The sequence below is a fragment of the Aureimonas altamirensis genome, assembly GCF_023702225.1.
GTDB classification, from domain to species: Bacteria; Pseudomonadota; Alphaproteobacteria; order Rhizobiales; family Rhizobiaceae; genus Aureimonas; species Aureimonas altamirensis_B.
Map to the genome: position 1 here is coordinate 382755 of NZ_JAMQCO010000003.1, position 14707 is coordinate 397461.

The 14707-nt window shown below is 66.6% G+C and carries 8 protein-coding genes; 5 read left to right on the forward strand and 3 right to left on the reverse strand.

Annotation, left to right across the window (positions count from 1 at the left end; all coding sequences use genetic code 11):
• Positions 1 to 47: 47 nt before the first annotated feature.
• Complete coding sequence (locus tag NDN16_RS07070) at positions 48 to 1559, reverse strand: ATP-binding protein (protein WP_251112906.1); 1512 nt, start codon at positions 1557 to 1559, stop codon at positions 48 to 50.
• A 235-nt stretch (positions 1560 to 1794) separates the two neighbouring features.
• Here NDN16_RS07070 and NDN16_RS07075 point away from each other — a divergent pair, with 235 nt between their 5' ends.
• From NDN16_RS07075 to NDN16_RS07085, 3 genes are read left to right on the forward strand one after another with little or no spacing between them, the layout of a single operon-like run.
• On the forward strand, positions 1795 to 3219 hold the full coding sequence (locus NDN16_RS07075; protein WP_251112907.1) for a cytochrome ubiquinol oxidase subunit I: 1425 nt from the start codon (positions 1795 to 1797) through the stop codon (positions 3217 to 3219).
• A 12-nt stretch (positions 3220 to 3231) separates the two neighbouring features.
• Entirely contained in the window at positions 3232 to 4245 is a 1014-nt protein-coding gene (gene cydB / locus NDN16_RS07080) for a cytochrome d ubiquinol oxidase subunit II (protein ID WP_251112908.1), read from the forward strand.
• 6 nt (positions 4246 to 4251) lie between these two features.
• The gene (locus NDN16_RS07085; RefSeq protein WP_251112909.1) at positions 4252 to 4356 is read left to right on the forward strand and encodes a DUF2474 family protein; all 105 of its coding nucleotides are present in this window, start codon (positions 4252 to 4254) and stop codon (positions 4354 to 4356) included.
• Positions 4357 to 4368: 12 nt separating this feature from the next.
• On the opposite strand, the gene NDN16_RS07090 is transcribed toward NDN16_RS07085, so the two are convergent.
• Both NDN16_RS07090 and NDN16_RS07095 read right to left on the reverse strand, forming a co-directional pair.
• The gene (locus NDN16_RS07090) at positions 4369 to 5841 is read right to left on the reverse strand and encodes a UdgX family uracil-DNA binding protein (RefSeq protein ID WP_251112910.1); all 1473 of its coding nucleotides are present in this window, start codon (positions 5839 to 5841) and stop codon (positions 4369 to 4371) included.
• Position 5842: 1 nt separating this feature from the next.
• Positions 5843 to 7078, reverse strand: a complete 1236-nt coding sequence (locus NDN16_RS07095) for a putative DNA modification/repair radical SAM protein (protein ID WP_251112911.1) — start codon at positions 7076 to 7078, stop codon at positions 5843 to 5845.
• Between the two features lie 307 nt (positions 7079 to 7385).
• Between NDN16_RS07095 and NDN16_RS07100 the strand changes: the two genes are divergently transcribed.
• Positions 7386 to 9335, forward strand: coding sequence for an autotransporter assembly complex protein TamA (locus NDN16_RS07100; protein ID WP_251112912.1), 1950 nt, complete (start codon positions 7386 to 7388; stop codon positions 9333 to 9335).
• On the forward strand, positions 9335 to 14698 hold the full coding sequence (locus tag NDN16_RS07105) for a translocation/assembly module TamB domain-containing protein (RefSeq protein ID WP_251112913.1): 5364 nt from the start codon (positions 9335 to 9337) through the stop codon (positions 14696 to 14698). The genes NDN16_RS07100 and NDN16_RS07105 overlap by 1 nt, the downstream gene beginning before the upstream one ends.
• Positions 14699 to 14707 lie beyond the last annotated feature (9 nt).

Genomic DNA, 14707 nt, shown 5'->3' on the forward strand with positions numbered 1-14707 from the left:
TTGCTCCCTTTGGAACCGCTTTAAAGGGCAATGGCCGGAAAAAAGCGTCAGGCGCGGCGGGCGCGGCGCGGCGCCGTGGGCGCGCCGGGCTTGGCGGCACCCGCTCCCGTACGCCAGCCGCTGCCGGCGATCGTCACCACGCGCTGGCCACGGAAATCCGTTTCGCAGCGGATGAACGAACGGTCCGCCATGTAGGTCAGAAGAAAGCGCCCGCGCGAGGGCGAGTGGCTGCCATAGGCGCGGGCAAGCGCTTCGTCGCTGGGGCACGGGTCATTTTCGCGCGCGGCATGCGCCAGCATCATGTAGACGCCTTGCATGTCTTCCGGCAGTTGCTCGGAACGATCGATGACCTGCCGCCAGTCGTCATCCTCGGTCTCTTCGCTGACACCGGCGCGTGCCAGTGCCAGCCGCCTGCGGAAGCTTGACATATCGGTGTCGGCCCCGCCGATGCGCTTCAGGCGGCAGTGCATGAGGAAATCCTGATACAGAACCGCCGCCGGCCGGAAGGCCGCGTCCGGATCTTCCAGCAGTGCGGCGAAGATGGAGTCCAAAGTCTGCTGCCTGTCCGCGAGCTCTTCCGGCGTCGGCTCTTCTTCCGGCAGGGGAGCGGAAATGGACGGACGGGCCGTGCTGACCCGCTCCAGCAACTCGCGCGTCGCTACCTGCGGCTCCCGCAGCATCGGCTCGGGCAGGTCGTCCGGCTCGTCCGCGCCGGCGGTGAAGATCAGGTCCGCCATCGCCTCGCGCGGGGTTTCGGGCAAGGCCATCAATGTCGGGCGGCCCGACCGTCCCGCCGTCTCCACGGGTCCGATCCGCACGGGGATCGGGCGCCGCGACAGAGCGGGCCCCAGCGCGACGAACTGGCCGGGCTCCAGATCCCGGAAGCGTTCCGCCTGCCGCCTGTCCATGCCCAGAAGATCGGCCGCACGCGCCATGTCGATGTCGAGGAAGGTGCGCCCCATCAGGAAATTGGAGGCCTCGGCCGCGACGTTCTTGGCAAGCTTGGCCAGCCGCTGCGTGGCGATCATGCCGGCAAGCCCGCGCTTGCGGCCACGGCACATCAGGTTGGTCATCGCGCCAAGCGAAACGCGGCGGGCCTCGTCCCCCACCTCGCCGGCGACGGCCGGAGCGAAGATCTGCGCTTCGTCCACCGCTATGAGCATCGGATACCAATAATGGCGGTCGGCGTCGAAAAGCCCGTTCAGGAAGGCGCTGGCGCAGCTCATCTGCACCTCGGCGTCCAACCCCTCGAGGTTCAGCACCACGGACGCACGATGCTGGCGAATGCGGTTCGCGATGCGGGCCAATTCGCTGGGCGTGCGGTTGGCGTCCACGACGATATGTCCGAACCGCTCGGAAAAGGAGACGAAGTCGCCTTCCGGATCGATGATCGCCTGCTGCACCACTTCGGCGCTCTGCTCCAGGATGCGGCGGAACAGATGCGACTTGCCCGATCCGGAATTGCCCTGCACCAGCAAGCGCGTGGACAGGAGCTCTTCCAGGTCCATTTCCGCCGGGTCGCCCGTGGCGGTGAAGCCGAGATCGACGGCAACCTTCATGGATGAGGACATCCGGCCATGGCGGAAACGCGAGCACCTCGTTTAAGGACAGGCCGCCTTCATAACCGCCGGGCCTGCGGCTTTGAAGCCCGCCGCGCGCTTGATCCACAGACAATCCGTCCAATCACCGGTTTCGTTTTTTTGCCGTAGCGTCTTTCTCGATCCTCCATCGCATCTAGATGGATTCCAAAGAAACGATGCCGGTTCGCACCGGATGTCGGATAGGGGACACGGCATGTTCGATTCGTTCGACCCTGTTTTGCTGGCGCGGTTCCAGTTTGCCTTCACCGTTGCGTTCCACATCATCTTCCCCTCCTTCACCATCGGACTGGCCTCCTATCTGGCGGTGCTGCACGGGCTGTGGCTGGGAACCGGCAAGCAGGTCTACCTGACGATCTTCCAGTACTGGCTGAAGATCTTCGCAGTCTCCTTCGCCATGGGCGTCGTTTCCGGTATCGTCCTTTCCTACCAGTTCGGCACCAACTGGTCCGTCTTCTCCGACAGGACAGGGCCCATCCTGGGGCCGATGATGGCCTACGAAGTGTTGTCGGCTTTTTTCCTGGAGGCCGGCTTCCTGGGCGTCATGCTGTTCGGCCTCAACCGCGTCGGCAAGGGCCTGCATTTCTTCGCCACGCTGATGGTGGCCATCGGAACGCTCGGCTCGGCCTTCTGGATCCTGTCGGTCAACTCCTGGATGCAGACGCCGGCCGGCTTCGCCATCGCGGAAAACGGCCAGTTCGTTCCGGTAGACTGGTGGGCCATCGTCTTCAACCCGTCCTTCCCCTACCGCCTGGCCCACATGGTGCTGGCCGCCTACCTGACCACGGCGCTGGTCGTCGGCGCCGTCGGCGCCTTCCACCTCCTGCGCGACCGGGGCAACGCGGCCGCTCAAACCATGTTTTCGATGGCGCTCTGGATGGCGACCATCGTCGCGCCGATACAGATCTTCGCGGGGGACCAGCACGGGCTGAACACGCTGGAGCACCAGCCGGCAAAGGTCGCGGCCATGGAGGGACATTTCACCACCAACCGGGATGGCGGCATGCCCCTCACCCTGTTCGGGCTTCCCGACATGGAAGCGGGCGAGACACGCTATGCGGTGGAGATCCCCAATCTGGGCTCGGTCATCCTGACGCATTCCCTCGACGGGGAGGTTCAGGGCCTCGACGCCTTCCCGCGCGAAGACTGGCCGCATGTGCCCATCGTCTTCTTTTCGTTCCGCATCATGGTGGCCATCGGCTTCGCCATCCTCGGCCTCGGCATGTGGGCGCTCTACAGGCGGTTTCGCGGTTCCATCGTCACCGACCCATGGCTGCAGCGGGCCAGCGTCATGATGGGCCCGATGGGCTTCGTGGCCGTTCTGGCCGGCTGGATCACCACGGAGGTCGGACGCCAGCCCTATACGGTCTACGGGCTGCTGCGGACGGCGGAGAGCCACTCGCCCATCGCCGCCGCAGCGGTCGGCGCAAGCCTCGTCGCCTTCATCATCGTCTATTTCATCGTGTTCGGTACGGGCACGTTCTACATCCTGCGGTCGATGGCCAGGGCGCCCTCCGTCTTCGAGCAGGGGCCGGACCCGAAGGAGCCCATCCGCACATCCGGCATCACGCCCGGGCAGCAGATGCAGGAAAGCGGCGGCACGACCGCGCCGTCGCGCTGAGGAGAGAGAGCCATGGACCTTCCCCTCATCTGGGCTTTCATCATCGCCTTCGCCGTCCTGGCCTATGTCGTGCTCGACGGGTTCGACCTCGGCATCGGCATCCTGTTCCCGTTCCTGAAACGGGATGAGAACCGCGACACGGCGATCAACACGATCGCGCCCTTCTGGGATGGCAACGAAACATGGCTGGTCATGGGCGGCGGCGGCCTGTTCGCCGTCTTTCCGCTGGCCTACGCCATCGTCATGCCGGCGCTCTACGCGCCCATCATCGTGATGCTGCTGGCGCTGATCTTCCGGGGCGTTTCCTTCGAATTCCGCTTCAAGACCGTGCGATGGCGCGGCGTCTGGGACATGGCCTTCTTTTTCGGCTCGCTCATCGCCGCCTTCTCGCAAGGCGTCGCGCTGGGCACAATCGTGCAGGGCATCGAGATCGAGAACCGCGCCTATGCCGGCGGCTGGTACGATTGGCTGACGCCCTTCTCGATCATGACGGGCTGCGCCGTCGTGGTGGGTTACGCGCTTCTCGGCTCGACATGGCTTGTCCTGAAGACGGAAGGCCCGCTGAACCGTCTTGCCGCCCGCTATGGGGAACTGACGGGCATCGGCACTCTGGCGCTGATCGGCGCGGTCAGCCTGTGGATGCCTTTCCTGCAGGATGCCTTCTATTCGCGCTGGTTCAGCTTTCCGCAAATCCTGTTCGTGGCGCCCATCCCCATCCTGTTGCTGGTTTGCGCCTTGAGCCTGTTCAGAAGTCTGCGCGACCCCATCTCCGCCTACCGGCCCTTTCTTTCGGCGCTGGGTCTCTTCGTCCTGTCCTATATCGGCATCGGCATCAGCTTCTATCCCAACATGCTGCCGCCCGAGCTGACGATCTGGCAGGCCGCCGCTCCGGACGAGAGCCTGGCGTTCATCCTCGTCGGGGCTGTGGTGCTGGTGCCGATGATCCTGGCCTATACCGCCTATTCCTACTGGACCTTCCGGGGCAAGGTCCGTGAAGGCGAAGGCTATCACCAGCATGGGCACTGACCTGCCATGAACCGCCGCCTGTCGCAGATTCTCTGGTTCATCGGCCTGTGGACGGCCAGCATCGTGGCCCTCAGCATCGTCGCCTATCGTATAAGGGCGATGATCCTGTAGCCCGGCACGGTCTCAGGCGGCGATTGCGGGGACGGTCTCGCGCACCAGCGCCATGTCGGCATGGAAGGCCCGCTGCTCGGCCTCCTGCGCCGCCGGGTCCGGCAGCCGCAGGATGTAGGCCGGGTGCACCGTCACCAGAAGCCGCGTGCGGTCGTCGAGGTCGATCAGCCGCGAACGCGTGTCGCGGATGGTTACCGCCTTGCCCAGCACCGCGGTGGCGGCCGTCGCGCCCAGCGCCACGATCAGCTTGGGGCGGATCAGCTCGCGCTCGATATCCAGCCACCAGCGGCACATCTTGACCTCGCCCGCGCCGGGCTTCTGGTGGATGCGCCGCTTGCCGCGCGGCGTGAACTTGAAGTGCTTGACCGCGTTGGTCACATAGACCTGCGACCGGTCCACCCCGGCTTCGGAGAGAGCCTTGTCGAACACCTTGCCGGCCGGCCCGACGAAGGGCTCGCCGGCAAGGTCCTCCTGGTCGCCGGGCTGCTCGCCGACGAAGATGACGGGCGCATCGGACGGCCCGCGCCCGAACACGGTCTGCGTCGCCGGCTCCCAGAGCGGACAGGCACGGCACCGCGACGCCTGGTCGCGTGCTTCCTCGATGTCCTCCGGCCGCCGGTTGAAGCCGGAAAAGGCTTCTTGAGCAGGCTGTGCGGCCTGTGCCATCGCCGCCTTCTCCGCATGTCGCTCATGGCGCAAACCCGGCATCGACGGCGCGGTTTCCAGCATGCGGCGTGAGGCCGCTTCCGCGCCCTGCACCAGCGGGCGGATCAATAGCGCCTCGGGCAGATTATGCCAGTACTTGCGCGGCATCTCCGATTGCATCGCCTTCACCTTCAACCGGGCCGGGTTGAAGATCGAGGCATAATAGGTCAGCCACAAGGCCTCGACGGCATCCTCGTCCGGCTTGTCGCTGGCCAGCGCCGGCGGTCCGAACTGCAGTTCCGAGCCGTTCCAGTGGGCCGAGCGGAGCGGCGTCAGAAGCGTCCATTCCATCCCGGTGAAACGCCGGGTGAAAAACGGCGCCGTCAGTTCCACCGTATGATGGAACGGCTCGAACCAGGCGATGTAATGCGGGGCGCCGCTTTCGCCCGGCACCTCGCGGAAGCGCACGAAGGCCTTCATCTTGTGGCTGTCCCGCAGCACCGCTTTCTGCATGTCCTGCGCGCGCCGCACCTCCGGGTCGGACGCCACTTCCAGAAGCCGGCGATCCGTTTGCAGCCGCCAGAGCAGACTGTACAACAAGAGAAAGCGTTGCGGATCGCGGTTGCAGGCGGCGTTGCGGGCAAGATCGATGAAACCGCTCGGCACCTTGGGCGGCGGCGCGCCCCCCGGCTGCCGCGGCAGCGGCTGGCCGAACAGGCCCCCTTCCCCCTCCACGACGAAGTTCATCGCTTCCGGCGTCAGCCCGTGCGACAACGCAAGCCGGGCGGCTTCGCGCCAGCCGTCGAAATCGGCGGGATGGGACAGGGTTGCCGCAAACATGTCAGAACAGGCTCAGTTGCTGCGCCGGCGGCACCAGCGCGTCGCGCAGGCGCGCGCCGTCCGTCAATCCGCCGGGCGTCCAGTCGAGGGCCGATATGAACGGGCGCACCTTGGCCACGGACTGGCACAGACGCGCGATATCGTCCAGCCGCAGGGTCCGGTGGCGGCGCGTGGAGAGAATGCGGTTGACGGATTTCGTGCCGAAGCCGGGAACCCGCAAAAGCATCTCCCGGTCGGCCCGGTTGACGTCGACCGGGAAACGCCCCCTGTTCTTCAATGCCCAGGCCAGTTTGGGGTCGATGGCCAGGTCGAGCATGCCATCCGTTCCGCCGGCCACGATCTCGGAACGCTCGAACCCATAGAAACGCAACAGCCAGTCGGCCTGGTACAGGCGATGCTCCCGCATCAGAGGCGGTCGCGCCAGCGGCAGCCGGCTGGACGCATCCGGAATGGGCGAGAAGGCCGAATAATAAACGCGCTTCAGCCGGAACGAGCCATAGAGGTTTTCCGAACGCGCCAGTATGGCGTCGTCATCCGCCCCGTCGGCTCCCACGATCATCTGCGTCGACTGCCCTGCGGGAGCGAAGCGCTTCGGCTTCGACTTCGACTGCCCTTCCGGCATGCTTTCCTCGATCTTGAGGCGCAGATGCCCCATCGAGCGGCGGATATCGCGCGGCTTCTTTTCAGGCGCGAATTGCGACAGGGCGACATCCGTGGGCAACTCGATGTTGACGGACAGGCGGTCGGCATAGAGCCCCGCCTCTTCCATCAGCAAGGGCGATGCCTCCGGAATGGCTTTCAGATGAATGTAGCCGGCAAAACCATGGTCCAGGCGCAAGGACTTCGCCACCCGCACCATCTCTTCCATCGTATAGTCGGAATTGCGGATGATCCCGGAGGACAGGAACAGGCCCTCTATATAATTCCTGCGATAGAAATTGAGCGTCAGGTCGACGACTTCCTCCACGGAGAAACGCGCTCGCGCCACGTTGGAAGAATGCCGGTTCACGCAGTAGACGCAATCGTAGATGCAGAAGTTCGTCAGCAGGATCTTCAGCAGCGAAATGCATCGTCCATCCGGCGCATAGGCATGGCAGATCCCCGATCCTTCGGTGGAGCCGATGCCTCCGCTCTTCAGCGAATTGCGCTTGACCGATCCGCTCGACGCGCACGAGGCATCGTATTTCGCGGCGTCGCTCAAAATGGCGAGTTTGTCGAGAAGCGTCGTTCGGGCCATGGGCAATGCATATACCGTTCGCTCTTTGTTCTATCCAGTGACGGATTGTCGCGCAACACCGTATGATGGGGTTAACGCCGCGTTAATGGGCTGCGAAGCCCTTGCGGCAGCGGCTTTGGATCCTGTTGGACAGATGCGCGCAGTGTGGCGCAAGTCCCACAAAAGCTTCACGGAATGCGCTCGGGGGGGCGGATCGTAGGTTGTCATTTACCGCATGCCCGGCATTTTACCGGATGCGCTCGGGGGAGCGTGGAATTTCGAGGGGGAATGTCTCCAGCATTCCGAATTGCGGAAAGTGACTGCGAACGTGCCTTTGCGTAGAACGGGCATCGTCCTGACCTTGATGGCGTCCACGACGTGTTTCGGCCTTCTGGCCGGCGCACCTTCGGCGCACGCCTTCGAGCTGTTCGGCTTCAAGTTCTTCGAAAGCGAGGATGATTCCGAGCCGGTACTCGATCCGGTCGACTACTCCGTCACGCTGACGCTGACCCAGCCCGTCGACGGGCTGGAAGATGCGCTGGAATCCGCGTCCACGCTGATGGCGGATGAGGACGAGCCGGTTTCCGGCTCGCTCGGCCTTCTCGCCAAGGCACGCAACGATCGCAAGCGGCTGGTTGCGGCGCTGTACGAGAATTCCCGCTATGACGGCATCGTCACCATCCGCATCGAGGGGCAGGACATCGCAACCCTGCCGCCGGACACGACGTTCAACACGGCCGGTACGGTGCCGGTAACCATCACCGTGGAACCGGGCCAGCTCTACAAGGTCGGCCGCGTCGCCATCGCCACCGACGGCCCGCCCGTGGTGGATCCTGCGGAGTACGAGCTGACCCGCGGCTCCGCCGCGGATTCGACGCGGATCCTGTCGGCGCAGAATCGCATATACCGCGATATCGAGGATACGGGACGCCCCTTCGCAGCGGTCACCCACCGGGACGTCATAGCCGATTCGGCGCGCGGCGAGCTGGATTACGAATTGTCGTTGTCTCCGGGGCAGCGCGTGCCTTTCGGCGTGACGAGCGTCAAGGGCGCACAGGCCGTGCGCCCTGGCTTCGTCGCCTACATGGCCGGCATCCGCCCCGGCACGGTCTACTCCCGGCAGGAACTGGCCGACGCGCGCGAACGCCTGTCCAAGTTGAACGTCTTTTCCAGCGTCAATGTACGTCCCGACGACGGGCAGGTCGCCGATGGGACGCTGCCGGTCATGGTGGAGGTGGCGGAGCGCCCCTTCCGCGTATTCGGCGCAGGCGCAACCTTCTCGAACACCGACGGCGCCGGCGTGAACGCCTATTGGCAGCACCGCAATCTGTTCGGCGGGGCGGAGAGCCTGCGTATCGAGGGCGCGGTGACGCGCATCGGCGCGAACGAAATCTCGAACACCGGCCGCAAGACGGACGGGTTCGACTATCGCGGCTCCGCCGTCTTCCGCAAGCCGGGCGTGCTCGGTCCCGATTCCGTCTATATCGGCTCGCTGACCGCCCTGCGCGAACAGCCGCTCGCCTACGACCGCGCGTCGGTGGCGGCCTACAGCGGCGTCGAATATCGCATCGACAGGCAGCAATCCTTCACCGCCGGCATCCTCATCGAATACGAGGAGATCGAGGACTATCTCGGCAAGGAAGACTTCCTGATCGGGTCTGTCCCGCTCAGCTATACCTTCGACGCGCGCAACGACGAGTTGAACCCAACCGGCGGCTACATGCTCAAGGCGACGGCGGAACCCTCCTACGATGCCTTGAACTCCGTGCCGTTTTTCAAGGCGCGGGGCGACGCCTCGGCCTATCTGTCCTTCGACGAGAACGACCGGTTCGTGGCGGCCGGGCGGGTGGCGTACGGCACCATCCTTGGCGCCGACCTCGAGGACGTGCCGAACGACCGGCGGTTCTTCGCCGGCGGCGGCGGCTCGGTTCGCGGCTATGTCTACCAGTCGATCGGCCCCTACTTCCCCAGTTTCGCCCTGCCCGGCACCAACCCGGATTTCGTCGATACGCCGACCGGTGGCCTGTCGCTGTTCGAGGCCTCTCTGGAGCTGCGCATCGGCATCACGGAGTCCATACAGATCGTGCCCTTCGTGGACGGCGGCACCGTTTCGGACGACCTTTTCCCCGATTTCGGCGAGTTCAAGATCGGCGCCGGCGTCGGCGCCCGCTATCTCACCAGCTTCGGGCCGATCCGCGTCGATGTCGGCATCCCGCTCGATCCCGGTCCGCGCGACGGCGATTTCCAGATCTACGCAGGCATAGGGCAGTCGTTCTGATGCTGCAGCTCCGCTCCCTTCGTACCCGCATCGCCGCCCTCGCCGCCCTCGGCGGAGCCTTCCTGCTGCCGGCGCCGGCAGCCCATGCGCAGGGTTTCATCGCGAACCAGATCGAGAACCTGATCTCGACGGAAAACGCGCAGGTCGAAATCGAGGGCCTGTCGGGCGCCCTGTCCGGCAATATCCGCATCGAAAGCCTGACCGTGTCCGATCCGGACGGCGTCTACCTGACCGCACGCGATCTGGCGCTGGACTGGTCGCCGACGGCCCTGATCCGTCGCACGGTCGAAATCCAGCGCCTGACTGCAGGCTCGATAGACTTCACGCGCCTGCCGCAGGGTACGGCGGCAACGGCCGAGGACGAAAGCGGCGGCGGCGGTTTTTCGCTGCCCAACATCACCGCCAATGTCGGCGAAATCTCCATCGGGCGCTTCACGCTTGGCGAAGCCGTGGCCGGCGTCGCTGCGGAACTGTCGGCCAATGGCGGCCTGACGCTGACGCGCGATCCCGCGGCACTGGACGTGCGCTTCGCGGTCGAACGGCTGGACAGGCCTGGCACCGTCAACGCCACCCTGGGCTTTGCTCCCGACCAGAACCGGCTCGTCCTCGATATCGATGCGAACGAGCCGGAAGGCGGCATCATCGCCGGCCTTCTAAAACTGCCGGGCGCACCGCCCGTAACCGTCAACGTCACGGGCAATGGGCCGCTCAGCGATTTCACGGCCAACGGCGCGCTCGACATCGCGTCCGAGCGCGCGATCACCATCGAGGCCGCCGTACAGGACGGCGCCGACGGCCGCCGCCTGACCGCAAACATCTCCACCATCACCGGGCCCTTCGTGCCGGCGCAATACGCGGACATGGTCGGCGACACGGCCACGGTGGCTGCGGATATCCTGCTGCGCAACGAAGGCGGCATCGTCACCATCGATCGCGGCCAGCTCGTATCCGGCGCGCTGCAACTGGATGCGTCCGGCACCTACGACCCGAGCGGCTCCACGAACGATCTACGCGTCATGCTGGCGACCGAGGAAGGCAACCCCGTGCCGCTGTCCTTCGGCCAGCTCGGTGCGCGCAGCTTCCTGGAAGTGTCCTCGCTGGACGCCACCCTGTCCGGCGCGCTGGCATCGGCGGCGGTGACCGTGGAGGCAGCCGCGCGCACCGCGGGTTACGAGGATTACCTCGCCCGCGACGTCACCCTGCGCGCGACGAGCCCCGGCTTCAACCTCGATGCGGTCTCCGGCCCGTTCCAGCTGGCGCTGGACGCCGCCGGCGCAAGCGCGCCGGAAGGCGTGGCGGCGAACCTCTTGACCGGCCCTATCGCGCTTGCCGTCGACGGGCAACTGACGGACGGCGAAATCGTCATCGAGTCCAACAGCCTGACGACCGGCGCGGCGAGCGCCGCCGTCACCGGACGGGCGGCACGCGATTTCTCGACATTCGATTTTGCCGTGCGCTCCGACGTGGAGAGCGCCGCCCTGGCGCAGCAGCTGACGCAGTATGCGGGCGAGCGCATAGCCCTCGGCGGTTCGGTCGCCCGGACGGCGGAGGGCTTTGAGGGCCGCGACATATCCATCGAAGGAACGGGACTTTCCGTCGAAGCCTCAGGCAGCCTGTCCGGGGAAGCCATCACGGCCAACGCGACTGGCCGTCTCGACCAGGCACAGATACCGGATTCCGGCCTGACGGGCACCGCCGACTTCGCCCTGCAGGCCGCCGGCACGCTCGGCGCACCGCAGGTTGACCTGACGGTGAATGGCGCGAACCTCGATATCGCGAGGCGGACCCTTCAGGAAATCTCCGCGCGCATAGACGGCACCTTCGCACCCGACGCCCCCAACGGCACCGTGGCGGTCAACGGACGGTTCAACGACCAGCCGCTGGAAATAACGGCCGATTTCGATACGCAGGGCGAGGTCCGGACCCTGCGCAACCTTGCCATCGTGCAGGGCGACAACCGCGTCACCGGGGCCGTGGCGCTGGGCGCCGATAACGTGCCGACAGGCAATCTCGATATCGCGGCGCCCGATATGTCGACGCTGGCGGGGCTTATCGGTCTCGAAGCCGGCGGCGATGTCGCGGGCTCGATCGCCTTGACCACACCGGACGGCGCGCCGCAGGCCGCCATCGACATCCGGTCCGGCTCGCTTTCCTTCGGCGAAACGGAACTGGCCAACGCCACGGTGGACGTGACCCTGTTCGACTATGTCGACAGGCCGCAGGCGGAAGGTACGGTGCAGGCGGCGTCGCTGGCCCTTCCCTCGCTGACGGTCTCCGCACTCGACCTCGACCTGTCGCGCCTCAACGATGCGACGGTGATCGACGGCAGCACCACCGTCAACAACGTGGCCACGGCGCTGAACGGCAGCGTTTCCTCGGTACAGGGCGAGACGGCCATAGATCTGCGCCGCCTGACCGCCGATATCGATGGCGCCGCCGTGGCGCTGCGGGAACCGGCCCGCATGACCATCGGGCAGAATGGCGTCAACCTCGGCCGCATCCTGCTTGCCGTGGGCCAGGGCGGGCTGGAACTGACCGGCGCGATCTCGGACGAGGTGCAGCTCGACCTGTCGCTGAATGCCTTCCCTCTGGCCGTCGCCAACCCCTTCGTCGCCGACCTCGATGCCGCGGGCACCCTGACGGGCGACCTGTCGACCGCCGGGCCGGCGGAAAACATCCGCGCCGATTTCGATCTGGCGCTGGCCGGGCTGCAGACCAGTCAGACGCGCCGGGCCGACCTGCCGGCCGTGAACGGCGCCCTTGCCGGGCGTTATCGCGGCGGCATCGCGAGCCTAGATGCAGCGCGGCTGGATATCGGCGGAGGCACGGTGAACCTGTCGGGCGACGTCGGCCAGACGCTGGATGCCGTTCTGACCCTGAGCGACATTCCGGTATCCCTCGCCAATGGCTTCGTAGCCGATCTCGGTGCATCCGGCACGCTCAGCGGCAGGGCCGAGGCGACCGGCGAGCTCGACAATCCCATCGTCGTCTTCGACCTCGACGGACGCGGCATCTCGGCCGATAGGGTTGCCGCCGCCGGCACCGGGCCCATGACGATCGACCTTTCGGGCCGCCTCGCCAACTACACGGTCCGCCTGTCGCAGGCCGTCGCCGAAATCGGCTCCGGCTCGGTCCGCGCCACGGGTAGCGTCGGGCGCGACCTCGACCTGGACCTCGATATCGACCGGCTGCCGGTCGCGCTGGCCAACGCCTTCGTGCCGGGGCTGAACGCCACCGGCGACGTATCGGGCACGGCCAGGGCCGCCGGCACCCTGGCGCGTCCGCAGGCCACCTTCCAACTGGCGGGCGACAACCTTGCCGCCGCGCCGTTGCGGCAGTCGGGCGTCGACACTGTGGCGCTCGACATCGCGGGCGGCTACCGCGACGACGCGCTGACGCTCGAGCGCGGCGACATCCGCGCCGGCGGCGGCACGTTGAACGTGTCCGGAACGGTCGGCGATACGCTGGACCTGCAACTGGCCATGCAGCAGCTTCCGCTGGCGCTCGCCAATGCGGCGTCCCCCGCGCTGGGAGCGCAGGGTACGCTTTCCGGAACGGCGCGCGCCACCGGCTCGCTGTCGGCCCCGGCCGCCACGTTCGATATCAACGGCGCGAACATTTCGGTGGCGGCCTCGCGTGCGGCGGGCGCCCCTGCGGCAAGCCTTGCCGCGGCAGGCGATTTCCGCGACGAGACCGTTTCCCTGCGCACCGCCCGCATCGACCTTTCCGGCGGCGGCAGCATCGTGGCCACGGGCAGCGCCGGACGGCGGCTCAATCTCGACGTGACCTTGTCCAACGTGCCGGCGTCCATCGCGGCCGCAGCAGCACCGGACGTGGCCCCGCAGGGCACGATCGGCGGCAATGTCCAGGCGCGCGGCACCATCGCCAATCCGGACGTGACCTACGACATGCGCGTCGGCGGCCTGTCCGTGGCCCAGACGCGGGAAGCCGGCGTCGGGCCTCTGGACGTCGCGGCGCGGGGCACCTATGCGCAGAACCGGGTGACGCTGGACGGCAACCTTTCGGGCTCGGGCATCGACTTCAACGCCGACGGGTCGGTCAACCTGGCGGGTACGCCCGCCTTCGACCTGGCGCTGAACGGCAACGCGCCGCTGTCGCTGGCCAACCGCATCCTGGCCGAGGGCGGCCGCTCCATCCAGGGCGACGTGCGCGTCGATGCACGCGTGTCCGGTACGGCGGCCAACCCCAATGTCAGCGGAACGGTGTCCACCAGCGGCGCCCGCTTCGTGGATACGGGCATCAACCTTGCGGTCGAAAACATCAACACCACGATCGCCCTTTCCGGCAACCGCGCGACGATCAGCGCCTTCTCGGCCAATCTCGGCAGCGGCGGCGCGATCAACGTGGCGGGCGGCGTCGGCCTCGGCGCCGGCTTCCCCGCCGACATCACCGTCACCATCCGCGACGGGCGCTATGCCGATGGCGAACTGTTCTCGACGCGGCTCGACGCCGATCTGACACTGACGGGCCCGATTACCGGTGCGGCGGTCCTGGGAGGGACGGTCAACGCGCAGGAAATCGCCATCGTCGTCCCCGACAACCTGCCCAGTTCGCTTGCCGAGCTCGACGTGCGGCACGTCAATGCGCCGGCTGCGGTGTACCGCCAGCAGCGGGAAATCAACCCGAATCCCGGCGCCGGCGGCGCCAGCGGCGGCGGTATCACGCTGGACCTGACCTTGAACGCGCCGAACCGCGTCTTCGTGCGCGGACGCGGCCTCGACCTGGAACTGGGCGGCACCATCCGCATCACCGGACCGGCATCCAATGTCGGCATCGTCGGCGGCTTCGACCTGCAGCGCGGCCGGTTGCAGATCCTCAGCCGGCGGCTGGATTTCGAGCGCGCCTCCCTTTCCTTCACGGGCAACCTCATCCCGACGCTGGACTTCCTGGCGCAATCGGACACGGGCCAGGCCACGGTCTACGTCGCGGTTACGGGCCCGGCCGAAAATCCGGCCTTCACCTTCAGTTCAAACCCGGCGCTGCCGCAGGACGAAGTGCTGGCCAGGCTGATCTTCGGGCAGGCGACCAGCGACCTGTCGCCCCTGCAGATCGCGCAGCTCGCCTCGGCGGCGGCATCGCTGGCCGGTGTCGGCGGCTCTACCGGGCTTCTGGACAATCTGCGCTCGCAACTCGGCGTCGATGACATCGACATCCGCACCACGGCGGACGGACAGGCGGCGGTGGGCGTCGGCCAGTACCTGAACGAGAACACCTATGTCGGCGTCGATACCACGGGCCGGGTGTCCATCGACCTCGAGCTCGGACGGGACATCAAGGCGCGCGGGGCCGTCACCGCCAATGGCGGCGGCGAAGTCGGCATCTTCTACGAGAAGGAATATTGAGGGCGACAG

Coding starts and splice junctions, on each gene's coding strand:
- NDN16_RS07105 (WP_251112913.1), top strand. CDS start 9,335: ATGCTGCAGCTCCGCTCCCTTCGTACCCGCATCGCCGCCCTCGCCGCC.
- cydB (WP_251112908.1), top strand. CDS start 3,232: ATGGACCTTCCCCTCATCTGGGCTTTCATCATCGCCTTCGCCGTCCTG.
- NDN16_RS07090 (WP_251112910.1), bottom strand. CDS start 5,841: ATGTTTGCGGCAACCCTGTCCCATCCCGCCGATTTCGACGGCTGGCGC.
- NDN16_RS07085 (WP_251112909.1), top strand. CDS start 4,252: ATGAACCGCCGCCTGTCGCAGATTCTCTGGTTCATCGGCCTGTGGACG.
- NDN16_RS07070 (WP_251112906.1), bottom strand. CDS start 1,559: ATGAAGGTTGCCGTCGATCTCGGCTTCACCGCCACGGGCGACCCGGCG.
- NDN16_RS07075 (WP_251112907.1), top strand. CDS start 1,795: ATGTTCGATTCGTTCGACCCTGTTTTGCTGGCGCGGTTCCAGTTTGCC.
- NDN16_RS07095 (WP_251112911.1), bottom strand. CDS start 7,078: ATGGCCCGAACGACGCTTCTCGACAAACTCGCCATTTTGAGCGACGCC.